The sequence below is a fragment of the Bradyrhizobium sp. AUGA SZCCT0105 genome, from assembly GCF_018129565.1.
GTDB lineage: Bacteria > Pseudomonadota > Alphaproteobacteria > Rhizobiales > Xanthobacteraceae > Bradyrhizobium.
This window is the reverse complement of record NZ_JAFCMK010000009.1, coordinates 72,195-96,470: the sequence shown is the minus strand read 5'-3', so window position 1 is coordinate 96,470 and position 24,276 is coordinate 72,195. Positions and strand designations below refer to the sequence as shown.

Genomic DNA, 24,276 nt, shown 5'->3' with positions numbered 1-24,276 from the left:
ATCAGTCAAAATACTTCTCGTTCGATGGATCGCCGGAACATGTCCGGCGATGACGACATTCCACTTAGGCCGCTTCGGCGGCGAGCTTCTTGCCCTTCTCGACGGCTTCTTCGATCGTGCCGACCATGTAGAACGCCGCTTCCGGCAGATGATCGTACTTGCCCTGGCAGAGATCGCGGAAGCCCTTGATGGTGTCGGCGAGGTCGACGAACTTGCCCGGCGAGCCGGTGAAGACTTCGGCGACGTGGAACGGCTGCGACAGGAAGCGCTCGACCTTGCGGGCGCGGGCGACCGTCAGCTTGTCCTCTTCCGACAGTTCGTCCATGCCGAGAATGGCGATGATGTCCTGCAGCGACTTGTAGCGCTGCAGGATCTGCTGGACCATACGCGCGGTGTTGTAGTGCTCTTCACCGACGACCAGCGCCGACAGCATGCGCGAGGTCGAGTCGAGCGGGTCCACCGCCGGATAGATGCCCTTTTCCGAGATCGCGCGCGACAGCACCGTGGTGGCGTCCAAATGCGCGAACGAGGTCGCGGGCGCCGGGTCGGTCAAGTCGTCGGCCGGCACGTAGATCGCCTGCACCGAGGTGATCGAGCCCTTCTGGGTGGTGGTGATGCGCTCCTGCAGCGCGCCCATGTCGGTCGCGAGCGTCGGCTGATAACCCACCGCCGAAGGAATACGGCCGAGCAGCGCCGACACTTCCGAACCCGCCTGGGTGAAGCGGAAGATGTTGTCGACGAAGAACAGCACGTCCTGGCCCTGGTCGCGGAAGTGCTCGGCGACCGTCAGACCGGTCAGACCGACGCGGGCGCGGGCGCCCGGCGGTTCGTTCATCTGGCCGAACACCAGCGCGCACTTCGACTTGACGCTCGGATCCGGATTGTGCGGATCGGCGTTGACCTTCGATTCGATGAACTCGTGATAGAGGTCGTTGCCTTCACGGGTCCGCTCGCCGACGCCGGCGAACACGGAGTAACCACCGTGCGCCTTCGCGACGTTGTTGATCAGTTCCTGAATCAGCACCGTCTTGCCGACGCCGGCGCCGCCGAACAGGCCGATCTTGCCGCCCTTGGCGTACGGAGCGAGAAGGTCGACGACCTTGATGCCGGTGACGAGGATTTCCGCCTCGGTCGACTGGTCGGTGTAGCTCGGCGCTTCCTGGTGGATGGCGCGCAGGCCTTCGGACTTGATCGGACCGGCTTCGTCGATCGGCTCGCCGATGACGTTGATGATGCGGCCGAGCGTGCCTTCGCCGACCGGCACCCGGATCGGCTCGCCGGTGTCGGTGACTTCCTGGCCGCGCACCAGACCTTCAGTGATATCCATCGCGATGGTGCGAACGGTCGATTCGCCGAGATGCTGCGCGACTTCGAGCACCAGGCGGTTGCCGCCGTTCTTGGTCTCGAGCGCATTCAGAATCGCCGGAAGGTGGCCTTCGAACTGCACGTCGACCACGGCGCCCGTGACCTGGGTAACGCGACCGATCTGGTTGGCTGCTGTAGCCATGGACTGTTCTCCTTCGAAATCTGTCTTAGACCGCCTCAGCGCCGGAGATGATTTCAATCAGCTCCTTCGTGATCTGGGCCTGACGGGTCCGGTTGTAAATCAGGGTTTGCTTGCGGATCATCTCGCCGGCGTTGCGCGTCGCGCTGTCCATCGCGCTCATCTGCGCGCCGTAGAACGAGGCGTTGTTCTCCAGCAGCGCACGGAAGACCTGCACCGCGAGGTTGCGCGGCAGCAGGCTGCCGAGAATCTGGTCCTCTTCCGGCTCGTATTCGTACGAGGTCGCGGGAGCCACGCTGGCCGCGGGTGCAGCCACTTCCAGCGGGATGATCTGCTGCGCGGTCGGGATCTGCGCGATCACCGACTGGAAGCGCGAATAGAACAGCGTGCAGACATCGAACTCGCCGGCCTCGAACCGCGCCAGCACCTTGTTGGCGATGTCCTCGGCGTTGACGAAGCCGATCTGCCGCACCGAACGCAGGTCGAGGTGCTCGACAATCCGCTTCTCGAACGTCCGCCGCAGTTGCTCGTAGCCCTTGCGGCCGACGCAGAAGAATTTGACTTCCTTGCCTTGCGCGAGCAGCGCGTTCGCCCGCTCGCGCGCCAGACGCACGATGGCTGAGTTGAAAGCGCCGGACAGGCCGCGCTCGCCGGTGCAGACCAGAAGCAGGTGCACCTGGTCGTTGCCGGTGCCCGCCAGCAGCGCCGGCGCACCGGGTGAGCCGTTGGTCGCGGCGGCGATGTTGGAAATCACCGCGTCCATCTTGGTGGCATAGGGCCGCGCCGCCTCGGCGGCGTTCTGCGCGCGGCGCAGCTTCGAGGCTGCGACCATCTGCATGGCCTTGGTGATCTTCTGCGTCGCCTTGGTCGAGGCGATGCGGACCCGCATGTCTTTCAGTGACGCCATTCTTCGTCCACCCCGGCAATCCGACCGCAACGGTCAGATCGCAAGCCTCTCTGTTCCTATCGCCTGGCCAACGGCCAGGCGATGCCCTTATGCGAAGGTCTTCTTACGCAAACGTCTTGTTACGCAAAAGTCTTGGCGAAGCCCTCGACCACCGTCTTGAGCTTGGCTGCGGTGTCGTCGGACAGATCGCGGCTGGTGCGGATCGCGTCGAGAATCTCGACGTTCTTGCCGCGCAGCAGCGAGAGCAGGCCGTCCTCGAACGCCTTCACCTTGTTGAGCGGCAACGGATCGAGATAGCCGTTGGTGCCGGCCCAGATCACGCAAACCTGCTCTTCCATCTTCAGCGGCGAGAACTGCGGCTGCTTCAGGAGTTCGGTCAGGCGGGAGCCGCGGTTGAGCAGGCGCTGGGTCGAGGCGTCGAGGTCGGAGCCGAACTGCGCGAACGCCGCCATTTCGCGGTACTGCGCGAGCTCGCCCTTGATCTTGCCGGCGACCTTCTTGGTTGCCTTGGTCTGCGCCGACGAACCGACGCGCGACACCGACAGACCGACGTTCACCGCAGGACGGATGCCCTGGAAGAACAGGTCGGTTTCCAGGAAGATCTGGCCGTCGGTGATCGAAATCACGTTGGTCGGAATGTAGGCCGACACGTCGTTGGCCTGGGTTTCGATGACCGGCAGCGCGGTCAGCGAGCCCAGACCATGCTCCTTGTTGAGCTTGGCGGCGCGCTCGAGCAGGCGGGAATGCAGGTAGAACACGTCGCCCGGATAGGCCTCGCGGCCCGGCGGGCGGCGCAGCAGCAGCGACATCTGGCGATAGGCGACGGCCTGCTTGGACAGATCGTCATAGATGATCACGGCGTGCATGCCGTTGTCGCGGAAGTACTCGCCCATGGTGCAGGCGGTGAACGGCGCGATGTACTGCATCGGGGCCGGATCGGACGCGGTGGCCGCGACGATGATCGAGTATTCCAGCGCGCCCTGTTCTTCGAGCACCTTGACGAACTGCGCGACGGTGGAGCGCTTCTGGCCGATCGCGACGTAGACGCAATACAGCTTGAGGTTTTCGTCCGGCTGGGCGTTCAGCGGCTTCTGGTTCAGGATGGTGTCGAGCGCGATCGCGGTCTTGCCGGTCTGACGGTCACCGATGATCAGCTCGCGCTGGCCGCGACCGATCGGAATCAGCGCATCGATCGCCTTCAGGCCGGTGGCCATCGGCTCGTTCACCGACTTGCGCGGAATGATGCCGGGCGCCTTGACGTCGACGCGCTTGCGTTCGGTGGCCTGGATCGGACCCTTGCCGTCGATCGGATTGCCGAGCGCGTCGACGACGCGGCCGAGCAGGCCCTTGCCGATCGGGGCGTCCACGATCGCGCGGGTGCGCTTGACGGTCTGGCCTTCCTTGATCTCGCGGTCGGCGCCGAAAATCACGATACCGACGTTGTCGGTTTCGAGGTTGAGCGCCATGCCGCGCGTGCCGTTCTCGAACTCGACCATTTCACCGGCCTGGACGTTGTCGAGACCGTAGACGCGAGCGATACCGTCGCCGACCGACAGCACCTGGCCAACTTCGGTGACTTCGGCTTCCTGGCCGAAATTCTTGATCTGGTCCTTGAGGATCGCAGAAATTTCTGCGGCGCGGATGTCCATCAGCCTGCCTCTTTCATCGCGTTCTTGATCGAATTGAGTTTGGTGCGAAGCGAACTATCCACCATGCGGCTGCCGAGCTTGACCACCAGGCCACCAATAATGGAGGGATCGACCTTCACGTTGAGCGCGACGTCCTTGCCCGTCACTGATTTCAGTGCGGCCTTCAGCCCGTCGAGATTCTTGTCACTGAGCTGCTCGGCGACGGTGACTTCCGCAGTCGCCTCGCCCTTGAACTTGGCCACCAGGGCGCGATAGGCGCGGATCACATCGGCCACGGCAAACAGCCGGCGATTGGCGGTGAGCACCTTGAGGAATTTTGCCGACGTGCCGGCGATGCCGGCCTTGTCGAGCACCGCGGCCAGCGCCTTCAGCTGGGCGTCGGCGGCAAACACCGGGCTGCGGACGAGGCGCTTGAGATCGGCGCTCTCGTTGAGCATAGCCTCGAATTTGTCGAGGTCGGCCCGGACTTGATCGACGGACTGCTCGTCGCGCGCCAACTCGAACAGGGCCGTTGCGTAACGACCGGACACTCCCGAAACGGACGGATCTTCAGCAGCCACGAGCTCGCTCTTTTTTGCTGTCAAATTCGCAAGGGAAAAACCGTCGCCACCAAAGCAGCGCCTAGCGATCCAAGCCCTTGGAATTCAAGCGGGACTTCGATTTTCGACCGGCACAGGACATGCCGGGATCGTTAAAATCGCGGCTTTGCTAACATAGCAATCGCGCAGGTGCAACATGACGGCATCGTGCGAGCCGCCTTGTCGCATGCGGTTTTTGGCGACCGCATCCGGCGCTCGAATCAGAAAAATTCGGCGCGCGGAAATTCAGCGCGCAGCCCCCGATTCGCGCCACCGCGGATTTGTTCCATCGAAATTTGCATGGGCCTATGGCCGAGCGTGCAAGGAACCCGAAACGGGCCGCCGCTTCATTTGGCGATTACTTACTGAAAACTTACCGCTGGACCATTAATCAGTATTCGTAAGTATATTAATGGTTAAAAATTAGTTAAAGGCCAAGATTACGGAACCTCGATTGAGTACCCCAAAGCGGTAACAAGATATTTCAGCCCGAGACAATCGGGATTTACTGCCCAATTCGTGCCTCATTGCGAAACCAAACGGCTTTGGTCAACGAAGGGACGGGGGTTCCACTTGCCGCGTTAGTGGCAATACTGTCTGAGGGTCTTATCAATGCTGAATATCAAGAAGGTGGCGGGCAATGTAACCCGCTCGCGTACGGCGCTTGCATTTGTAGCCGCAACTATCCTGGTCGGGGGCAGCGTGACGGAGGCGTCCGCGAAGTCCAGGCACCATCATCATCGCCACCACCATCATCACCAGGCCCGCGCCGAAGGTTCGTCCTGGCGCGACGCCAATGCATCGATCCAGCCGTCCGGCGGCCACACGTTCTCGGGGATGGCCTCCTTCTACGGCAATGAGTCGGGCAGCCGCACCGCTTCCGGCCAGCGCTTCAACCAGAACGCCATGACCGCCGCCCACCGCTCGCTGCCGTTCGGCACCAAGCTCCGCGTCACCCATGGCGGCCGCAGCGTCGTCGTCACCATCAACGATCGTGGCCCGTTCATCCGCGGCCGCGTGCTCGACCTCTCCACCGGCGCAGCCCGCGCCATCGGCCTGACCGGTGCCGGCGTCGGCCGCGTCACCGCCGAGGTCGTCTCGTAAGCGCTTCAGTAAGCGTTGCGTTGCGTAACGGCCACGAGGCCTGCCTCGCGCCAAAAGGCCTGCCGTCGCGAATGACGGCAGGCTTTTTCTTTGCCAGCTCGCCTACAGGAAACTCTGCGGATCGACGTCGACCTCGAGCTTCAGATTGCCCTTGGTCTTCGGACCGGCTTCCAGCCATTCGCGCAGATATTGCGACAGGTCGACATTGCGCAGCGACTTCACCAGCAGGCGGAAGCGATAGCGGCCCTTGATGACAGCAAGCGGGGCCTCGGCGGGGCCGAGCACCTGGATCCGCTCGTCGAGCGGCGCGACCGCAGCGAGCTTGCGGGCAAACCCCTCCGCTGTCGGACGGTCGCCGGCGGAAATGATCAGGCTCGCCAGCCGGCCGAACGGCGGATAGCCGGTGCGCTCGCGGATATCGATCTCGCTGGCGTAGAACGCCTCGCGGTCGTTCGCGATCAAGGCCTTGATGACCGGATGTTCCGGCTGATGGGTCTGCAGATAGCCGACGCCACGGCCCTGCTCGCGGCCGGCACGGCCGACCACCTGGTTCAGCAGCTGGAACGTCCGCTCGGCGGCGCGCGGATCGCCGTTGCTCAAGCCGAGATCGGCATCGATGACGCCGACCAGATTGAGCCGCGGGAAATTGTGTCCCTTGGCCACCAGCTGGGTACCGATGATGATGTCGACGCGGCCCTCGGCGATCTCGTTGAGCTCGCTGCGCATGGTCTCGATCGAGGTGATGAGATCGCTCGACAGTACCATGGTGCGGGCCTCTGGGAAAATGTGAGCTGCCTCCTCCTGCAGGCGCTCGACGCCGGGACCGACGGCGACCAGCGATTCCTCGGCCGCGCAATGCGGGCAGATGTTCGGACGCGGCATCGAGAAGCCGCAGTGATGGCAAACCAGCCGCTGCCGGAACCGGTGATCGACCAGCCATGCATCACAAATCGTGCAGGCGAAGCGGTGGCCGCAGGCGCGGCACAGCGTCAGCGGCGCATAGCCGCGACGATTGAGGAACAACAGCGCCTGCTCGCGGCGCTCGATCGCATGGCGAATCTGCTCGGCCAGCACAGGCGAGATGAAGCGCCCGCGCGGCGGCGGCGCGCGGCGCATGTCGATCGCCTCGATATGCGGCATGTGCTGGCCGCCGAACCGCGACGGCAGCGCGACGCGCTGGTAGCGCCCCTTGCGCGCGTTGACCTCGCTCTCGACCGAGGGCGTCGCCGACGCCAGCACGATCGGGATCTTGGCGATATGGGCGCGGACCACCGCCATGTCGCGCGCGTGATAATGCGCGCCCTCGTCCTGCTTGTAGGCCTGGTCGTGCTCCTCATCGACGATGATGAGACCGAGATCGGCGTAAGGCAGGAACAGCGCCGAGCGGGCGCCGACCACGACCGGCGCCTTGCCCTCGGAGATCGCGGCCCAGTTTCGTGCCCGCGTGCGCGGCGTGAGCTCCGAATGCCATTCCAACGGCCGCACGCCGAAGCGCTGCGCGAAACGGTCGAGGAACTGGCCGGTCAGCGCGATTTCCGGCATCAGGATCAGGGTCTGCTTGCCGCGGCGGATATTCTCGGCGATCGCCTCGAAGTAGACCTCGGTCTTGCCAGAACCGGTGACGCCGTCGAGCAGCGCGACGTGAAAGCTGCCGCTTGCCGCCAGCGTCCGCATCATATCGACCGCACTGCGCTGCTCGCGCGAAAAATCCGGCTGCGCATAGGAGGGATCAGGAACGGGTGGCGGTGCGGGCGGCGGCATCGCCTCGACCGTCAGCGTGCCCTCGTCGACCAGACCGTCGACCACGCCGGAGCTGACGCCGGCCTCCCGCGCCGCCTCGGACTTGCCGTGCAGCAAGCCATCCGACAGCACCTCGATCAGCCGCCGGCGCGCCGGTGTCAGGCGTCGTGGCGGCTCGCCCACGAGGCGCACCCCGAGCCGCATCCGCTCCGGCCCAAGGTTCTCGCCCATCCGCAGCGTCATCCGCAGCACCATGCCGCGCGCCGATAAAGTGTAAGTGGAGACCCAGTCGACGAGCTGGCGCAGCTCCGCCCTGAGCGGCGGAACATCAAGCTTCTCGCTGACGTCCTTGAGCCGGTTGTGCAGCCGCGGATCCGGCCTGGCATTCTCGGCCCACACCACCGCGACGACCTCGCGCGGCCCGAGCGGAACACAGATCACGTCGCCGGGCGCAAGCTCCATGCCGCGCGGCACGCGGTAGGAATAGGTCTGGTTCAGCGCGACAGGCACCAGCACGTCGACGACGCGGGTCGTCGATGCGGAGGCTGGGCTGGGGCGTGTGGTGTGGTCCATTGAATCAGAGCTTTGAGCCGGGCTAGCACCGCTGCGCGGTCTTAGCGAACGGTAAACGAAGGCAGTGCGATATAATCAGGAGATCAGCAGCGCCAATAGCCCCTAAGGACATGCCCGCTCAAGACATGACCGCTCAAGACATGGCCCGGACCGATCAGCCCATGCAACCGCTCGAGCTCGACTGCGCCGACGTGTCGGTCACGCAGGAGATGACGCGCTGGCTGTCGCATCTGCGCGCCGAGCGGCGGCTGTCGCCGAAGACGCTCGAGGCCTACGCCCGCGATGTGCGTCAATGCCTGACTTTCCTGGCCGAGCACTGGGGCGCGCGCGTCACGCTTGCGGCATTTTCCGCGCTCGAGGCCAGCGATGTCCGCGCCTTCATGGCGATGCGCCGCGCTGAGGAGATCGGCGGGCGATCGCTGATGCGGGCGCTGGCCGGCCTGCGCTCGTTCGGACGTTTCCTGGAGCGCGAGGGCAAGGGCAAGGTCGGCGCGCTCTCGGCGATCCGCGCCCCCAAGGTGGCGAAGAGCCTGCCGAAGCCGATCCATATGGAAGCGGCGAAACGCTTTGCCGATGCCGACGAGCGCGCCGGCGAAACCCGCGAGACCTGGATCCTGGTGCGTGACGCCGCCGTGATGGCGCTGCTCTATGGCTCCGGTCTGCGCATCTCCGAGGCGCTGGGGCTGAAGCGGCGGGACGTGCCGAAGCCGGGCGAAGGCGACGTGCTTGTCGTCACCGGCAAGGGCAACAAAACCCGCATGGTGCCGGTGCTGCACAATGTGCTGCAATTGATCGCGGACTATGCAGCGATCTGTCCGCATCAGCTCAGCCCGACCGGGCCGATGTTCGTCGGTGCGCGCGGTGGACCCTTAAGCCCACGCATCATCCAGCTCACCATGGAGCGGCTGCGCGGCGCGCTCGGCCTGCCGGACAGCGCGACACCGCATGCGTTGCGGCACTCCTTCGCCACGCATCTGCTCAGCCGCGGCGGCGATTTGCGCGCGATCCAGGAATTGCTCGGCCACGCATCGCTGTCGACGACGCAGATCTACACCGGCATCGACAGCGAGCGCCTGCTGGAAGTCTATCGCTCCGCGCACCCGCGCGGCTGAGCACCCGGGTTCAAAATACGGCGCGCGGCCGGCATCAATGCGCCGTTCATCTTGCGCCGTTCATATTCATACGGCTGCCACAAACCGCTCGGCACTTGCCTTGTGCGCCGCATTCAGCAATCGTGGCGCGGTCTCATCCGGAGGGGGAATCATGAGCGCACAAGAAAGTATGGAGCACGCGGAGCATGCCGAGCATGCGTCGGGCGAAAACAAGAAGATCGCCCTCCTGATCGCCGTGATCGCGCTCTGCCTGGCGCTGTCGGAAACGCTCGGCAAGGGCGCCCAGACCGAATCGATCAGCAAGAACGTCGAAGCCTCCAACCTCTGGGCCTTCTTCCAGGCCAAAAGCATCCGCCGCACCGCGGTGCAGACCGCTGCCGAACAGGGCAAGCTGAACCTCGCGACCACCACCGACGAGGCAGCCAAGGCCGCGCTGCAGAAGCAGATCGACGACTGGCAGAAGACCGCGGCACGCTACCGCTCGGAGCCGGAGACCGGCGAAGGTTCAGAGCAACTCTCCGAACGCGCCAAGCATTCCGAGCACGAGCGCGACGAGGCCACCGCGAAATATCATCACTTCGAGCTTGCCTCTGCCGCCTTCCAGATCGCCATCGTGCTGGCGTCCGCGACCATCATCACCGGCATCGCCGCGCTGGCCTGGGTGTCCGGTCTGGTGACGCTCGCCGGCGTCGTGATGACCTTGCTCGGCCTGTTCCAGCCGCATCTGCTGCATTTGCATTAGCTGCATCTGCATGAGTTGGCATAGCTCCGCTTTTGACCGTCATCCTGAGGCGCGAGCCTTGCGGCGCAATTGCGCCGCTGGGCGAGCCTCGAAGGATGCACGGCCACCGGCCGGGCCGTTCATCCTGCGAGGCTCGCCCAAGAGGCTCGCACCTCAGGATGACGGAAAAAGGCTTAATCAGAGAACCTTGCTGGTCTGGTGGACGCTTTTGCGGAAGCGCGCGATCAGGCGCAGCGTGCGCGCGGTCCAGCCGTCGCCGTCGCCACTGATCATCTCGAGGATACGCCGCTTGACCGGCTCGACCAGCTCGGTGGCCTTGGCGCGCAGCGCCATCACGAAATTATAGAGCGCCTCGAACCAGGGCATCTCCAGCAGTTTCGATCGCGTCACGTCGAACAGGAAAGCGGTGACGCCGACGCCGACGATCTTGGCGAACAGGATCAGCGAGACCGCGCTGAACCAGTATTGGTTCGCCAGGAGCCAGAGTCCGACCAGCTTGAGCGGAAACAGCGGGATCAGCGGCACGACGAAGACGATCAGCGTCATCGCCGGCGACAGCGAATCGACCCGGTCGGCAAGCCATTGCTTGAGCGCACGCAGCGGAATCCACGCCACCACCCGGGCCACGATCGGCTCGACGTGATCCCATAGCCAGGCCTCGATCAGGAAGATGATCGCAAGCAGGACCCAGAACGGCTGAAGCAGACGGCGCAACATCACTATGATCTCTACCCGGCTCGCGCGCGGGATGTTCGATCACATATGGATGGCGCGCTTGCCCACCGCAAGCGCGGCTTCCTTGATCGCTTCGGAGCGGGTCGGATGCGCGTGGCAGGTGCGCGCCAGATCCTCCGCCGAACCGCCGAATTCCATCAGGACGCAGGCTTCGTGGATCATTTCGCCGGCTTCCCGGCCGACAATGTGCACGCCGAGCACCCGATCGGTCTTCGCATCTGCGAGAACCTTCACGAAACCGTCGGTGGTCTGATTGACCTTGGAGCGGCCGTTCGCGGTGAACGGGAATTTGCCGACGGTATAAGCGACGCCGGCCTGCTTGAGATCTTCCTCGGTCTTGCCGACCGACGACACTTCCGGCGTGGTATACACAACGCCTGGAATGACGTCGTAGTTCACATGGCCGGCCTGGCCCGCGATGATCTCCGCGCAGGCAACACCCTCGTCTTCCGCCTTGTGCGCCAGCATCGGCCCGGCCACGACGTCGCCGATCGCGTAGATGCCCTTCACATTGGTCGAGAAGTGCGCGTCGATCTCGACGCGGCCGCGATTGTCGAGCGCAACGCCGGCTTCCTTCAGCCCGAGGCCCTCGGTGTAAGGCACGCGGCCGATGCACACGAGCACGACGTCGGCTTCGATGGTTTCCGCAGCGCCGCCCGCGGCCGGCTCGATCTTGGCCTGAAGCGTCTTGCCCGAGCTGTCGACCGCGGTGACCTTGGCACCGAGCCTGAAGGCAAAACCCTGCTTTTCCAGGATGCGCTGGAATTGCTTCGCCACTTCGCCGTCCATGCCGGGCAGGATGCGGTCGAGGAATTCCACCACGGTGACCTTGGCACCGAGACGGTGCCAGACCGAGCCGAGCTCGAGCCCGATGACGCCGGCGCCGACGATCAGCAGGCTCGACGGCACCTTCTCCAGCGACAGCGCGCCGGTCGACGACACGATGCGCTTCTCGTCGATGTCGATGCCCTTCAACCGCGCGATGTCGGAGCCGGTGGCGATCACGATGTTCTTGGTCTCGACGATCTCGGACTTGCCGTCGCCGGAGACCTCGACCTTGCCGGCACCGAGGATCTTGCCGGTGCCCTTGAGGACGTCGATCTTGTTCTTCTTCATCAGGAACTCGACGCCCTTGACGTTGCCGTCGATGCCCTGCTGCTTGAAGTCCATCATCGCGGGTAGATCGAGCTTCGGCGTGGGGACGCTGACGCCCATCTTGGCGAAGGAGTGCGCGGCTTCCTCGAACATCTCGGAGGCATGCAGCAGCGCCTTCGACGGCATACAGCCGACATTGAGGCAGGTGCCGCCCAGCGTCGCGTTCTTCTCGACGACGGCAACCTTCATGCCGAGTTGCGCCGCGCGGATCGCGCAGACATATCCGCCGGGCCCGGTGCCGATGACGACGAGATCGTAAGAAGCCATGATAGAGGTCCTGTAGCTAAACTCTGTGACAGTTGGGCGGGCGCGATCCGATCGGAAGGCCGCTTCCCGCTTGATCGTGTTCTAGCGACCGCCCGAGACGTCGAGGATCGCGCTGGTGACGTAGGAGGCTTCGTCGGAGATCAGCCAGACGATGGCGTTGGCGATCTCGTCCGCGGTGCCGACGCGCTTCATCGGCACCATATGGGCCAGCCGATGCGCACGATCGGGCTCGCCGCCCGCGGCGTGGATGTCGGTGTCGATCAGGCCGGGACGGATGCCGGCGACGCGGATGCCTTCACCCGCGACTTCGTAACCGAGGCCGACCGTGAATGAATCGATCGCCCCCTTGGAGGCGGCATAGTCGACATAGGTGTTGGGCGCGCCGAGCCTTGCCGCGACCGACGAGAGGTTGACGATGACGCCGCCCTGGCCGCCGTGCTTGGTCGACATGCGCTTCACCGCCTCGCGCGCGCACAGGATGCTGCCGGTGACGTTGACCGCCATCATCTGCTGGATGCGCTCGGCCGACATCTCGTCGACACGCACACCACTTTTGCCGACGATGCCGGCATTGTTGACGAGCGCGCCGAGCGTGCCGAATCCATCGGCCGCCTTGAACAGCGCCAGGATATCCTGCTCGCTGCCGACGTCGCACTTCACCGCGATCGCTTTGCCATTCCTGGCCTCGATCGCGGCGACGACCTCGTTGGCCGCAGCCTGGTTGGAGGCATATCCGACCACAACGCGATGGCCGCGCGCGGCAGCCGCAAGTGCGGTAGCGCGGCCGATGCCGCGGCTGCCGCCGGTGATGACAACGACCTTGTCCGTCACATTGATCCCCAAACGTAAGCACCCAACGAATCGCGACGCCCGAACCGATCGGGCGCCGCGCGCGACATGACCTCAGAGATCCAGCACCAGGCGGGCCGGATCTTCCAGGCTCTCCTTGACGCGAACCAGGAAGGTGACCGCTTCCTTGCCGTCGATGACGCGGTGATCGTAGGACAGCGCCAGATACATCATCGGGCGAACCTCGATCTTGCCGCCGACCACCATCGGCCGCTCCTGGATCTTGTGCATGCCGAGAATACCGGACTGCGGCGCGTTGAGGATCGGCGTCGACATCAGCGAGCCGTAGATGCCGCCATTGGTGATGGTGAAGGTGCCGCCCTGCATCTCGTCGATCTTAAGCTGGCCGTCGCGGGCGCGGCGGCCGTAATCGGCGATCGACTTCTCGATCTCGGCGATCGACTTGTGGTCGCAGTCGCGCACCACCGGCACCACCAGGCCGCGGTCGGTGCCGACCGCAACGCCGATGTGGTAGTAGTTCTTGTAGATCAGGTCGGAGCCGTCGATCTCGGCGTTGACGGCCGGAATGTCCTTCAGTCCCTGCACGACCGCCTTGGTGAAGAAGCCCATGAAGCCAAGCTTCGAGCCGTGCTTCTTCTCGAACGTATCCTTGTAGAGGGCCCGCAGCTTCATCACCTCGGTCATGTCGACCTCGTTGAAGGTCGTCAGCATCGCGGCGGTGTTCTGCACGTCCTTGAGGCGGCGCGCGATGGTCTGGCGCAGCCGGGTCATCTTCACGCGCTCCTCGCGCGCGGCATCGTCCGCCGGCGACGGCGCGCGAACCTGCACGGCGGCGGCCGGCTGGTTGACCGGGGTCGGCGCCGAGGCGGCCTTCTCGATCGCAGCCAGCATGTCGCCCTTGGTGACGCGGCCATCCTTGCCCGAGCCCGGAACGGTGGAAGCGTCGACGCCGCTTTCGGCGGACAGCTTGCGCACCGAAGGCGCCAGCGGCGCATCCGCCGGCGGCACCTTCTGCGCAGCGGCAGGAGCCGGTGCGGGAGCAGCGGCCGGTGCAGGCGCGGCGGCCTTGGCGGGGGCTGCGGCAGCCGCGGACTTGGCCGGGGCAGCGCCGTCATTGATCTGACCGAGCAGCGCGCCGACGGCGACGGTCTCGCCATCCTTGGCGATGATCTCGCCGAGCGTGCCGGCGACCGGCGCGGGCACCTCGATGGTGACCTTGTCGGTCTCCAGCTCCACCAACGGCTCGTCCACCGCGACGGCCTCACCGGCCTTCTTGAACCAGCGGCCGATCGTGGCCTCAGTTACGGATTCACCGAGCGTTGGAACGCGAATTTCAGTCATGATCTTTTCCTCGATAACCTTGCGGTCGCAAATTTGGCAGTCGCAAACCTTGTCCGCCACCGTCCGCCAAAGCGAACGACCCGGTACTCCGTGACGACAGCGGTGAGGCTGGATGACGCGGGATACCGGATGCCCCGCTCCAGTGCGCAATTGCGCACAAGGCGGGGCATGGCTTCAGTGAAGGTCGTTAGTTCAGTGCGTCGTCGAGCAGCGCCTTGAGCTGCGCCAGATGTTTCGACATCAGACCGGTGGCAGTCGCCGCCGATGCCGGACGGCCGGCATAGCGCGGACGCTTGTTGGCTGCGTTGGTCTGGTTCAGCACCCATTCCAGATAGGGCTCGATGAAGTGCCAGGAGCCCATGTTGCGGGGCTCTTCCTGGCACCAGACCACCTCGGCACCCTTGAAGCGGCCGAGCTCCTGCACCAACGCCTTCAGCGGCACCGGATACAGCTGCTCGATGCGCATCAGATATATGTCGTCGACGCCGCGCTTCTCGCGCTCCTCATACAGGTCGTAGTAGACCTTGCCGGAGCACAGCACGACGCGACGGATCTTGTCGTCCGGTACCAGCTTGATCTTCTCGTCCGGCAGCATCTGCGCGTCATCGTACAGGATGCGGTGGAAGGTGGCGTTCTTGCCGAGCTCGTCGAGCCGCGACACCGCGCGCTTGTGACGCAGCAGCGACTTCGGCGTCATCAGGATCAGCGGCTTGCGGATTTCGCGATGCAGCTGGCGCCGCAGCACGTGGAAGTAGTTTGCCGGCGTGGTCGGATTGACCACCTGCATGTTGTCCTCCGCACACATCTGCAGATAACGCTCGAGGCGCGCGGAGGAATGCTCCGGTCCCTGCCCCTCGTAGCCATGCGGCAGCAGGCAGACGAGGCCCGACATGCGCAGCCATTTGCGTTCACCCGAGGAGATGAACTGGTCGAACACCACTTGCGCACCGTTGGCGAAGTCGCCGAACTGGGCTTCCCAGAGCGCCAGCGCATTCGGCTCGGCCAGCGAGTAGCCGTACTCGAAGCCGAGCACCGCCTCTTCCGACAGCAGCGAGTTGATGACCTCGTAATGGCCGGTGTCCTCGCCGCCGAGATGGTTGAACGGGGTGTAGCGGCTCTCGTCCTCCTGGTCGATCAGGACCGAATGGCGCTGCGAGAAGGTGCCGCGCTCGGAATCCTGGCCGGACAGGCGCACATGATGGCCCTCCTGCAGCAGCGTGCAGAACGCCAGCGCCTCGCCGGTCGCCCAGTCGATACCGACGCCGGTGTCGATCGCCTTGGCGCGATTGTCGAGGAAGCGCTGAATGGTGCGGTGAGCGCGGAAGCCGTCCGGCACCTTGGTGATCTTGCGGCCGATCTCCTTGAGCACGGCGACATCGACACCGGTGACGCCACGGCGGGCGTCTTCTTCCTGATCGGCCGACTTGAAGCCGGCCCATTTGCCGTCGAGCCAGTCGGCCTTGTTCGGCTTGTAGCCCGAGCCGGCTTCGAGCTCGGCATCGAGCCGTGCGCGCCAATCGGCCTTGGCCTTCTCGACCTCGCCCTCGGTCAATACGCCGTCGGCGACCAGCCGCTTGGCGTAGATCTCCAGCGTCGACGGGTGCGAGGCGATCTTCTTGTACATCACCGGCTGGGTGAACGCCGGCTCATCGCCCTCGTTGTGGCCGTGACGCCGGTAGCAGAACATGTCGATCACGACCGGCTTGTGGAATTTCTGCCGGAACTCGATCGCGACCTTGGCCGCGAACACCACGGCCTCCGGATCGTCGCCATTGACGTGGAAGATCGGCGCGTCGATCATCTTCGCGACGTCGGACGGATAGGGCGACGAGCGCGAGTAGCGCGGATAGGTGGTGAAACCGATCTGGTTGTTGACGATGAAGTGCAGCGAGCCGCCGGTGCGGTAGCCCTTCAGGTCGGACAGGCTGAAGCATTCCGCCACCACGCCCTGGCCCGCGAACGCCGCGTCGCCGTGCATCAGGAGCGGCAGCACCGAGATGCGCATGTCGGGCGGATCGCCGTGCTGATCCTGCTTGGCGCGCACCTTGCCCATCACGACCGGATCGACGATCTCGAGATGCGACGGATTTGCGGTCAGCGACAGATGGATGTTGTTGCCGTCGAACTCGCGGTCCGATGACGCGCCGAGGTGATACTTGACGTCGCCGGAGCCTTCGACCGAGTCCGGATTGGCCGAACCACCCTTGAATTCATGGAACAGCGCGCGGTGCGGCTTGCCCATCACCTGGGTCAGCACGTTGAGGCGGCCGCGATGCGGCATGCCGACCACGATCTCCTTCACGCCGAGATTGCCGCCGCGCTTGATGATCTGTTCGAGCGCCGGGATCAGCGATTCGCCGCCGTCGAGGCCGAAGCGCTTGGTGCCGGTGAACTTGGTGTCGCAGAACTTCTCGAAGCCGTCGGCCTCGATCAGCTTGTTGAGGATCGCGCGGCGTCCCTCGGGCGTGAAGCTGATCTCCTTGTCCGGACCTTCGATGCGCTCCTGGATCCACGCCTTCTGCGCGGCATTGGAGATGTGCATGAACTCGACGCCGAGCGTCTGGCAGTAGGTACGCTCGCAGATCTGGACGATCTCGCGCAGCGTGCCGTATTCGAGGCCGAGCACGTGGTCCAGGAAGATCTTGCGGTCGAAGTCGGCCTCGGTGAAGCCGTAGGAACGCGGATCGAGCTCCTCGCGGTCGCGCGGCGCCTCGATGCCGAGCGGATCGAGCTTGGCGTGGAAATGCCCACGCATGCGATAGGCGCGGATCAGCATCAGTGCGCGAACCGAATCGCGGGTGGCCTGATGCACGTCGGCGTCGGACAGTTCGGCGCCCTTGGCCTGTGCCTTGGCGGCGAGCTTGGTGCCGACCGCCTTCTCGACCTGGGCCCAGTTGCCGTCGAGCGCCGAGGTCAGCTCGTCACGCGGCGTCACCGGCCAGTTGGCGCGGCCCCACGAGGCACCGTCGGCGTTCTTCTGGACGTCGGCCGGGGCGTCCTTCAGGCTCTTGAAGAAATCCTGCCATTCTGCGTCGACCGACGATGGGTCCTGCTCGTAGCGGGCATAGAGATCGTCGATGTAGGTGGCGTTGGTGCCTTGCAGGAATGATGAGAGAGCAAAAGCAGCATTCGCGTCTTGGCGAGACATGGGGCAGTCCTGGTGATTTTTTTCGGTTCGCGCGTAGGAGACGGCGCTGGTGCCGGTCTGGAAGTGCGCCGGCTGGATTGATACCCTTTACCCTATCTGGGCGCGATATTCCTGCCTAAAAGAACCAAGAAATGAATTTATTTTCATATTTTATTGATCAGCGTTCTGGTGGCAAAACGCAATAAAAAGGCGGGTTCCCTCATGAGAACCCGCCCAAAACCACGTCAAACCTCGAAGGGAACTTCGCCTGACGGAGGTTACTTGAGCATCTCCGCGAGCGTATGCCCGAGCCGCGCCGGCGACGGCGACACCCTGATGCCGGCGGCTTCCATCGCCGCGGTCTTGGAACCGGCATCGCCCTTGCCGCCGGAGATGATCGCGCCGGCATGACCCATGCGGCGGCCGGGAGGTGCCGTGACACCGGCAATGAAGCCGACCATCGGCTTCTTACGGCCGCGCTTGGCCTCGTCCTTGAGGAACTGGGCGGCGTCTTCCTCGGCGGAACCGCCGATCTCGCCGATCATGACGATCGACTTGGTCTTCTCATCGGCCAGGAACATCTCCAGTACGTCGATGAACTCGGTGCCCTTGACCGGATCGCCGCCGATGCCGACCGCAGTGGTCTGGCCGAGGCCCTCCTGGGTGGTCTGGAACACCGCTTCATAGGTCAGGGTGCCGGAGCGGGAGACGATGCCGACCGAGCCGGGCTTGAAGATGTTGGCCGGCATGATGCCGATCTTGCATTCGCCCGCGGTCATCACGCCGGGGCAGTTCGGCCCGATCAGCCGCGACTTCGAACCCGACAGCGAGCGTTTGACGCGCACCATGTCGAGCACCGGAATGCCCTCGGTGATGCAGACGATCAGCGGGATCTCCGCATCGATCGCCTCGCAGATCGCGTCCGCGGCGCCCGGCGGCGGGACATAGACCACGCTGGCGTCGGCGCCGGTCTTCGCACGCGCGTCCGCGACGGTGTCGAACACCGGCAGGTTGAGATGGGTCGAGCCGCCTTTGCCCGGCGCCACGCCGCCGACCATCTTGGTGCCGTAAGCGATCGCCGCTTCCGAATGGAACGTACCGTTCTTGCCGGTGAAGCCCTGGCAGATGACCTTGGTGTTCTTGTCGATCAGAATGGACATGGTTCGAGATGCTTTCGCGAGACGAGCGGTGAAGGGTTCAGTGGATACGCCGGTACACGCCGGTGAGCACGTCGGCCCACCCTTCCGCGTCAGGCGAGAATTGGATCTTCATGTTGTAGGTATTGTCGTCGACGACCTCGTAGACGTGACGCGCATTGCCGCGCAGCGAGCCGCGCACCAGGATCAGCGACTTGCCCGCCCAGCCGCCGGACGCCGGCGACGGCGGGTAGTAGCCGAGTGAATCGTGCCAGAACAATCGGTAGGCGCGATCCTCGCGGTCGTAGGTGAAGACGCCGTGAGTGGCGAAGCTCTCCTTGCCGTCGCGGGTCTGCACGCAGTCCTGGATCAGGTAGAAACCGTTGAGCGCGATGCGCGCGACGACATGGGAAGTGGCCGGACCGCCTGCGGTCCAGCGCGACGGATAGACCATCTCGTCGCCCTTCCACTCGCCCGCGAAAACCGCGAGCTTGCGGTGTTCGTCCAGCGGGGTCGGAGCGTCGAGATGATCGGCCATCGTTAGCCTCCCTTGACGGCTTTCACGATCTTCTGTGCGGCATCATCGAGATTGTCGGCGGGCACCACGTTGAGACCGCTGTCGCGGATGATCTTCTTGCCCTGCTCGACATTGGTGCCTTCGAGGCGCACCACCAGCGGCACCTTGAGGCCGACCTGCTTCACCGCGGCGACCACGCCCTCGGCAATCACGTCGCACTTCATGATGCCGCCGAAGATGTTGACCAGGATGCCCCTCACGTTCGGATCGGCGGTGATGATCTTGAACGCAGCCGCAACCTTCTCCGCGCTGGCGCCGCCGCCGACGTCGAGGAAGTTCGCCGGCTCCATGCCGTAGAGCTTGATGATGTCCATCGTCGCCATGGCGAGGCCGGCGCCATTGACCATGCAACCGATCGTGCCATCGAGCGCGACATAGTTGAGGTCGTATTTCGACGCCTCGATCTCCTTGGCGTCCTCCTCGGACTCGTCGCGCAGCGCGACCACGTCCGGGTGACGGTAGAGCGCGTTGCTGTCGAACGACACCTTGGCATCGAGCACACGAAGCTGGCCCTGCTTGGTGACGACGAGCGGATTGATCTCGAGCATCGCCATGTCCTTGGCGGCGAAAGCTGCATAGAGCTGACTGGTCAGCTTCTCGGCCTGCTTGGCGAGATCGCCCTTCAGCTTCAGCGCCTCGGCAACCGTGCGGCCGTGATGAGGCATGATACCGGTGGCGGGATCGACCGAGAACGAGACGATCTTTTCCGGGGTCGAATGCGCAACGTCCTCGATGTTGACGCCGCCTTCGGTCGACACCACAAACGAAATCTCGGAGGTCTCGCGATTGACCAGGATCGAGAGGTAGAACTCCTTGTCGATGTCGGAGCCTTCCTCGATGTAGAGGCGGTTGACCTGCTTGCCGTGCGGGCCGGTCTGCACCGTGACCAGCGTCGCACCGAGCATCTGCTTGGCGAATTCGTCGACCTCGGCAACCGACTTGGCGATGCGGACACCGCCCTTGTCGCCGGCGGATGCCTCCTTGAACTTGCCCTTGCCGCGACCGCCGGCATGGATCTGGCTCTTCACCACCCAGATCGGGCCGGGGAGCTGCTTTGCCGCCGCATCGGCATCTTCCGGCTTCAGCACCGGCACGCCGCGCGAGATCGGCACGCCGAATTCGTGCAGCAGAGCCTTGGCCTGGTATTCGTGGATATTCATGGAAAGACGCTCCCAAACCCTCGTGCGGCGAACTTCAAGTCAGCCTTGACGCTGGTATACCATATACCAAAGCTCGCGCAACTACAAAATCCGCCGGAATTTCATCACCTTGTACCCGACAGGCGATTGAAATCGCCTATCGGGTCATTGTCGATTGAGATTACTTGCCGAGCAGATCGGGCGCGATCTTCTTGCAGGCGTCGACCAGGCCCTGCACCGCGCCGACCGACTTGTCGAAGGCTTCACGGTCCTTGCCGGCGAGTTCGATCTCGACGATGCGCTCGACACCCTTGGAGCCGATCACGGTGGGCACGCCGACATACATGTCCTTCACGCCGTACTCGCCGTTGAGATAGGCGGCGCAGGGCAGCACGCGCTTCTTGTCCCTCAGATAGCTCTCGGCCATCTGGATCGCGGACGCCGCCGGCGCATAGAAGGCCGAGCCGGTCTTGAGCAGGTTGACGATCTCGGCGCCGCCATTGCGGGTGCGGTCGACGATCTCGTCGATGCGGGCCTGCGAGGTCCAGCCCATCTTGACGAGGTCGGGCAGCGGAATGCCGGCGACGGTCGAGTAACGGGTCAGCGGCACCATGGTGTCGCCGTGGCCGCCGAGCACGAAGGCGGTGACGTCTTCGACCGAGACGTTGAATTCGTCGGCCAGGAAATAGCGGAAGCGCGCGGAGTCGAGCACGCCGGCCATGCCGACCACCTTCTTGTGCGGCAGACCCGAGGCCTTCTGCAGCGCCCAGACCATCGCATCCAGCGGGTTGGTGATGCAGATGACGAAGGCGTCGGGCGCGTACTTCTTGATGCCGGCGCCGACCTGCTCCATGACCTTGAGGTTGATCGACAGCAGATCGTCGCGGCTCATGCCGGGCTTGCGCGGCACGCCTGCGGTGACGATGCAGACCTTGGCGCCGTCGAGCGCTTCATAGGAGTTGGCGCCGACCAGATTGGAGTCGAAGCCGTCGACCGGCGACGACTGCGCGATGTCGAGCGCTTTGCCCTGCGGCACGCCCTCGGCGATATCGAACAGCACGACGTCTCCGAGTTCCTTGAGGCCAACGAGGTGCGCCAGCGTTCCGCCGATCTGTCCGGAGCCAATCAGTGCAATCTTGTCGCGTGCCATGGGAAATCAGTCCTTTGAACTGGTGCAGGAGGGAGGGAAGTCGGTTGCAAGGGTGGTTATCCCTTTCGAATGATCCATTCAAGTCGCGGCCTGCCCGATTGGAGGCCTTGCCTGGAATTCGATCAGGCATGCCAGCAACATCCGTCCCGGAGACACGAAAGTTGCTCCGAACCGGACCGCGCGCAAGACCGAATTTGGAGGCCGAATTTCAAGGCTGAATTTCAGGTCTCGACCAGGCCGGTCGACGAGCCGCTGGCCGAGGAATCCTTGCGGCCGTGCGGCAGCGCCAGATAGGATTCCGAGCTCATCTCGATCAGGCGCGAGGACGTGCGCTTGAACTCCATCGCCTCGATGCCGTCGGTCGCAAGGTACAACGACACCGGATCGGCCTCAGCCGAGGCCATCAGCTTCACGGCATTGTCATAGAGCGTGTCGATCAGCGAGATGAAGCGCTTGGCGGCGTTGCGCTCGGCGTAGTCCATCACCGGAATATGGTCGATCAGGATCGTGTGGTAGTCGTGCGCAAGCCTGAGGTAATCGGACGCGGCAAGCGGCTTCTCGCAGAGATCGGCGAAGCTGAAGCGCGCGACGCCATGCGACGAGCACGGCACAGTCAGCAAACGCTTTTTGATCTCGATAAGGCGCGCCTTGCACGGCGCGTTGCCGGTCATCTTGCGCCACGCCGCATTGAGCACATCGCGAGCCGCGTCATCCGCGGGCACCAGCCACATCTTCACGCCGACGAGCTTCTCGAGCCGGAAGTCGGTACGTGCATCGAGCCGCAGCACATCCATGTGGTCGGAAATCTGCGCGATGAACGGCAGGAACAGCGCGCGATTGAGACCGCCCTTGTAGAGATCGTCAGGCGCGACGTTCGAGGTCGCGACCACGACGGTGCCGAGATCGAACAGCTTTGCGAACAGCCGCCCGAGAATCATCGCGTCGGCGATGTCGGTGACGTGGAATTCGTCGAAGCAGAGCAGCCAGGCTTCGTCGAAGATCGCTTGCGCGGTGAGCGCGATCACGTCGCCGTCTGCGATCTCGCCACGCGCGATCTGCTGGCGGTAGCCGTAGATGCGCTCATGCGCCTCGGCCATGAATTCGTGGAAATGCGCACGGCGCTTGTGCTCGACCGGGCTCTGCTGGAAGAACAGGTCCATCAGCATGGTCTTGCCGCGGCCGACCTCGCCATGGACGTAGAGCCCGCGCGGCGGCTTGTCGTCCTTGTCGCCGCCGAACAGCCGTCCGAGCAGGCTTTGCTTGCGCTGCGGCTTGTAGCTCGCGAGCCGCTCCTCCAGCGCGCCGAACGCCTCGGCAGCTTGCGCCTGCGCCGGATCGGCCTCGATCGCGCCGGAGGCGACCAGGTCGTTGTAGTGTTCGAGAAAGGAACTCGGCGAGGTGGACAGCATGGGCCCACCTTACGGCCCTAGTGCGCGGAAAATTGCAAGCCGTGAATTGTGCCAATGGGGTATGCAAGCGCAAGCCCTTGCATACCACGGCCGACCGCACCGGCCGCTGCCTGACACCTCAAGCCGCGATCTGCGATCCCTCACGCGCAGAGCGCGTAGGAATCCTCGACCACATAGGGGCCGCCGCCCGTCGACGCGCGCGACGAGAACAGCACGAAGCGGTCCGCCATGAAGCTGCGGCTCGGGAAGTAGCCGCGCACCGACAGATAATCCGCGACGTCCTGGCTCGATGCGTCATGTAGACGCGCGAGCGTGACATGGGGCGTGAATTTCCTGCCCTCGGGATCGAGCCCCATCCGCTGCATCATCCGCTCGAGCTCAGCCTGCAGTTCGATCAGCGGCCGACTGGGCTCGACGGCGGCAACCACCGCGCGCGGCTTGCGTCCACCGAAGCTCGACAGGCCCTGCAGTTTGACCTCGAACGGTTTTCGGTTCACCCGAAACAGCATCGTTGCGATCTCGTTGGCCCAGAGGCCATCGATATCGCCGATGAAGCGCAGCGTGACATGATAATTTTCGGGATCGATCCAGCGTGCGCCGGGAAGGCCGCCACGCAAATTGGAAAGTGTCTGGCCGATCTCGGCCGGAATTTCCAGTCCAGTGAAGAGACGCGGCATCGCATTAATCCTCGATGCTTGGCGCGGGTTTTGGGAGCCCGCCCCTGTAACAAGCCCGGCGACGAATCACCGATGCCTATTTGTACCCGAGATATGTGACTCTGCGAAGCACGACCCGTTAACAGCTCGTAAACCTACGGGCACAACTCGGCGCGCTGCCTGCATTTCAACTGCGTTGCCCTGATAATGCGCCGAGAAATGCCTCCACCGTGGGCAGCATATTCTTGACGACGATGTCCACACCTTCCGCCGTCGGATGCATGCCGTCGGCCTGATTGAGCTTGGCATCGGCAGCCACGCCATCGAGGAAGAACGGATAGAGCGGCACGCCAAGGGACTTCGAGAGATCCGGATAGATCGCGTTGAACTTCGCTGCATACTCACTGCCATAGTTCGGTGGCGCGAGCATGCCGCACAAGAGTACGGCGATCTTGCGCCCCTGCAACTTTGTGATGATGTCGGTGAGCGCGGCACGCGTGACCGCGGGATCGATGCCGCGCAGCGCATCGTTGGCGCCGAGCTCGACGATCACGGCGTCAGTTCCGTTAGCCACCGACCAGTCGAGCCGCTCGCGGCCCCCCGAGGCGGTGTCGCCGGATACCCCGGCGTTGGTCACGCTGACCTTTATCCCCTTGGTTTCCAAGGCTTTTTGCAGCCGGACCGGAAATGCCGCCGCGGCCGGAAGGCCGTACCCGGCGCTCAGGGAATCGCCCAGAACCACCATCTGGATCGGTTTCGCCGAACCTTGCGCCGGGGCATTCTCCGGTGCTGGCGTCTGCGCACTTGCCGCCGTCATCAAGCCCATAAGCAACACGAGTATGTGCACGAAGATTCTCAACCGGCT

General features: G+C 64.1%; 20 protein-coding genes. 3 read left to right on the top strand and 17 right to left on the bottom strand.

What is annotated here, in order from left to right; all coding sequences use genetic code 11:
* Positions 1–64: 64 nt before the first annotated feature.
* From atpD to JQ573_RS33160, 4 genes are all read right to left on the bottom strand, one after another.
* Positions 65–1,507, bottom strand: coding sequence for a F0F1 ATP synthase subunit beta (atpD, locus tag JQ573_RS33175; RefSeq protein WP_092121637.1), 1,443 nt, complete (start codon positions 1,505–1,507; stop codon positions 65–67).
* A gap of 25 nt (positions 1,508–1,532) precedes the next feature.
* Positions 1,533–2,411, bottom strand: coding sequence for a F0F1 ATP synthase subunit gamma (locus JQ573_RS33170; RefSeq protein ID WP_212318930.1), 879 nt, complete (start codon positions 2,409–2,411; stop codon positions 1,533–1,535).
* Between the two features lie 119 nt (positions 2,412–2,530).
* A complete protein-coding gene (atpA, locus tag JQ573_RS33165; RefSeq protein ID WP_092121635.1) occupies positions 2,531–4,060 on the bottom strand; it encodes a F0F1 ATP synthase subunit alpha in 1,530 nt (509 codons plus the stop codon).
* A complete protein-coding gene (locus tag JQ573_RS33160; RefSeq protein WP_092121634.1) occupies positions 4,060–4,620 on the bottom strand; it encodes a F0F1 ATP synthase subunit delta in 561 nt (186 codons plus the stop codon). Before JQ573_RS33160 ends, atpA begins: the two co-directional genes overlap by 1 nt.
* A gap of 630 nt (positions 4,621–5,250) precedes the next feature.
* Between JQ573_RS33160 and JQ573_RS33155 the strand changes: the two genes are divergently transcribed.
* The gene (locus tag JQ573_RS33155; protein WP_212318928.1) at positions 5,251–5,742 is read left to right on the top strand and encodes a septal ring lytic transglycosylase RlpA family protein; all 492 of its coding nucleotides are present in this window, start codon (positions 5,251–5,253) and stop codon (positions 5,740–5,742) included.
* 102 nt (positions 5,743–5,844) lie between these two features.
* Here the strand turns inward: JQ573_RS33155 and JQ573_RS33150 are convergent, their stop codons facing one another.
* The gene (locus tag JQ573_RS33150) at positions 5,845–8,055 is read right to left on the bottom strand and encodes a primosomal protein N' (protein ID WP_212318926.1); all 2,211 of its coding nucleotides are present in this window, start codon (positions 8,053–8,055) and stop codon (positions 5,845–5,847) included.
* 161 nt (positions 8,056–8,216) lie between these two features.
* Here JQ573_RS33150 and JQ573_RS33145 point away from each other — a divergent pair, with 161 nt between their 5' ends.
* Positions 8,217–9,167, top strand: a complete 951-nt coding sequence (locus JQ573_RS33145; RefSeq protein WP_409334714.1) for a tyrosine recombinase XerC — start codon at positions 8,217–8,219, stop codon at positions 9,165–9,167.
* A 151-nt stretch (positions 9,168–9,318) separates the two neighbouring features.
* Complete coding sequence (locus JQ573_RS33140) at positions 9,319–9,909, top strand: DUF4337 domain-containing protein (RefSeq protein WP_212318924.1); 591 nt, start codon at positions 9,319–9,321, stop codon at positions 9,907–9,909.
* A 177-nt stretch (positions 9,910–10,086) separates the two neighbouring features.
* On the opposite strand, the gene JQ573_RS33135 is transcribed toward JQ573_RS33140, so the two are convergent.
* The 12 genes from JQ573_RS33135 to JQ573_RS33080 all read right to left on the bottom strand — a co-directional run bounded on the left by JQ573_RS33135 (position 10,087) and on the right by JQ573_RS33080 (position 24,258).
* Positions 10,087–10,626, bottom strand: a complete 540-nt coding sequence (locus tag JQ573_RS33135) for a hypothetical protein (protein WP_176534347.1) — start codon at positions 10,624–10,626, stop codon at positions 10,087–10,089.
* A 39-nt stretch (positions 10,627–10,665) separates the two neighbouring features.
* Entirely contained in the window at positions 10,666–12,066 is a 1,401-nt protein-coding gene (gene lpdA / locus JQ573_RS33130; RefSeq protein WP_212318922.1) for a dihydrolipoyl dehydrogenase, read from the bottom strand.
* An 81-nt stretch (positions 12,067–12,147) separates the two neighbouring features.
* Positions 12,148–12,897: an SDR family oxidoreductase gene (locus JQ573_RS33125; protein ID WP_212318921.1), complete on the bottom strand. Its 750-nt coding sequence runs from the start codon at positions 12,895–12,897 to the stop codon at positions 12,148–12,150.
* A 72-nt stretch (positions 12,898–12,969) separates the two neighbouring features.
* Positions 12,970–14,217: a 2-oxoglutarate dehydrogenase complex dihydrolipoyllysine-residue succinyltransferase gene (gene odhB, locus JQ573_RS33120; RefSeq protein WP_212318919.1), complete on the bottom strand. Its 1,248-nt coding sequence runs from the start codon at positions 14,215–14,217 to the stop codon at positions 12,970–12,972.
* Between the two features lie 187 nt (positions 14,218–14,404).
* Positions 14,405–17,365: a 2-oxoglutarate dehydrogenase E1 component gene (locus JQ573_RS33115; protein WP_212318917.1), complete on the bottom strand. Its 2,961-nt coding sequence runs from the start codon at positions 17,363–17,365 to the stop codon at positions 14,405–14,407.
* A 257-nt stretch (positions 17,366–17,622) separates the two neighbouring features.
* Positions 17,623–18,504 (bottom strand): succinate--CoA ligase subunit alpha, encoded by an 882-nt coding sequence (gene sucD, locus JQ573_RS33110; RefSeq protein WP_212318915.1) that lies wholly within the window; start codon positions 18,502–18,504, stop codon positions 17,623–17,625.
* Positions 18,505–18,541: 37 nt separating this feature from the next.
* The gene (locus JQ573_RS33105; protein WP_212318913.1) at positions 18,542–19,018 is read right to left on the bottom strand and encodes a DUF1579 family protein; all 477 of its coding nucleotides are present in this window, start codon (positions 19,016–19,018) and stop codon (positions 18,542–18,544) included.
* 2 nt (positions 19,019–19,020) lie between these two features.
* Entirely contained in the window at positions 19,021–20,217 is a 1,197-nt protein-coding gene (gene sucC / locus JQ573_RS33100; RefSeq protein ID WP_212318912.1) for an ADP-forming succinate--CoA ligase subunit beta, read from the bottom strand.
* 160 nt (positions 20,218–20,377) lie between these two features.
* Entirely contained in the window at positions 20,378–21,346 is a 969-nt protein-coding gene (gene mdh, locus JQ573_RS33095) for a malate dehydrogenase (RefSeq protein WP_092121604.1), read from the bottom strand.
* A gap of 221 nt (positions 21,347–21,567) precedes the next feature.
* Complete coding sequence (gene zapE / locus JQ573_RS33090) at positions 21,568–22,755, bottom strand: cell division protein ZapE (RefSeq protein ID WP_092121598.1); 1,188 nt, start codon at positions 22,753–22,755, stop codon at positions 21,568–21,570.
* A gap of 140 nt (positions 22,756–22,895) precedes the next feature.
* On the bottom strand, positions 22,896–23,432 hold the full coding sequence (gene thpR, locus JQ573_RS33085) for an RNA 2',3'-cyclic phosphodiesterase (protein ID WP_092121595.1): 537 nt from the start codon (positions 23,430–23,432) through the stop codon (positions 22,896–22,898).
* A 166-nt stretch (positions 23,433–23,598) separates the two neighbouring features.
* A complete protein-coding gene (locus JQ573_RS33080) occupies positions 23,599–24,258 on the bottom strand; it encodes an arylesterase (protein WP_409334715.1) in 660 nt (219 codons plus the stop codon).
* Positions 24,259–24,276 lie beyond the last annotated feature (18 nt).

What these genes read in the sequence shown, in the direction of transcription:
- odhB (WP_212318919.1), bottom strand. Translation starts at nt 14,217, where the DNA reads ATGACTGAAATTCGCGTTCCAACGCTCGGTGAATCCGTAACTGAGGCC.
- JQ573_RS33150 (WP_212318926.1), bottom strand. Translation starts at nt 8,055, where the DNA reads ATGGACCACACCACACGCCCCAGCCCAGCCTCCGCATCGACGACCCGC.
- JQ573_RS33115 (WP_212318917.1), bottom strand. Translation starts at nt 17,365, where the DNA reads ATGTCTCGCCAAGACGCGAATGCTGCTTTTGCTCTCTCATCATTCCTG.
- JQ573_RS33105 (WP_212318913.1), bottom strand. Translation starts at nt 19,018, where the DNA reads ATGGCCGATCATCTCGACGCTCCGACCCCGCTGGACGAACACCGCAAG.
- JQ573_RS33140 (WP_212318924.1), top strand. Translation starts at nt 9,319, where the DNA reads ATGAGCGCACAAGAAAGTATGGAGCACGCGGAGCATGCCGAGCATGCG.
- JQ573_RS33135 (WP_176534347.1), bottom strand. Translation starts at nt 10,626, where the DNA reads ATGTTGCGCCGTCTGCTTCAGCCGTTCTGGGTCCTGCTTGCGATCATC.
- atpA (WP_092121635.1), bottom strand. Translation starts at nt 4,060, where the DNA reads ATGGACATCCGCGCCGCAGAAATTTCTGCGATCCTCAAGGACCAGATC.
- JQ573_RS33145 (WP_409334714.1), top strand. Translation starts at nt 8,217, where the DNA reads ATGCAACCGCTCGAGCTCGACTGCGCCGACGTGTCGGTCACGCAGGAG.
- thpR (WP_092121595.1), bottom strand. Translation starts at nt 23,432, where the DNA reads ATGCCGCGTCTCTTCACTGGACTGGAAATTCCGGCCGAGATCGGCCAG.
- sucD (WP_212318915.1), bottom strand. Translation starts at nt 18,504, where the DNA reads ATGTCCATTCTGATCGACAAGAACACCAAGGTCATCTGCCAGGGCTTC.
- JQ573_RS33155 (WP_212318928.1), top strand. Translation starts at nt 5,251, where the DNA reads ATGCTGAATATCAAGAAGGTGGCGGGCAATGTAACCCGCTCGCGTACG.
- atpD (WP_092121637.1), bottom strand. Translation starts at nt 1,507, where the DNA reads ATGGCTACAGCAGCCAACCAGATCGGTCGCGTTACCCAGGTCACGGGC.
- zapE (WP_092121598.1), bottom strand. Translation starts at nt 22,755, where the DNA reads ATGCTGTCCACCTCGCCGAGTTCCTTTCTCGAACACTACAACGACCTG.
- JQ573_RS33170 (WP_212318930.1), bottom strand. Translation starts at nt 2,411, where the DNA reads ATGGCGTCACTGAAAGACATGCGGGTCCGCATCGCCTCGACCAAGGCG.
- lpdA (WP_212318922.1), bottom strand. Translation starts at nt 12,066, where the DNA reads ATGGCTTCTTACGATCTCGTCGTCATCGGCACCGGGCCCGGCGGATAT.
- sucC (WP_212318912.1), bottom strand. Translation starts at nt 20,217, where the DNA reads ATGAATATCCACGAATACCAGGCCAAGGCTCTGCTGCACGAATTCGGC.
- mdh (WP_092121604.1), bottom strand. Translation starts at nt 21,346, where the DNA reads ATGGCACGCGACAAGATTGCACTGATTGGCTCCGGACAGATCGGCGGA.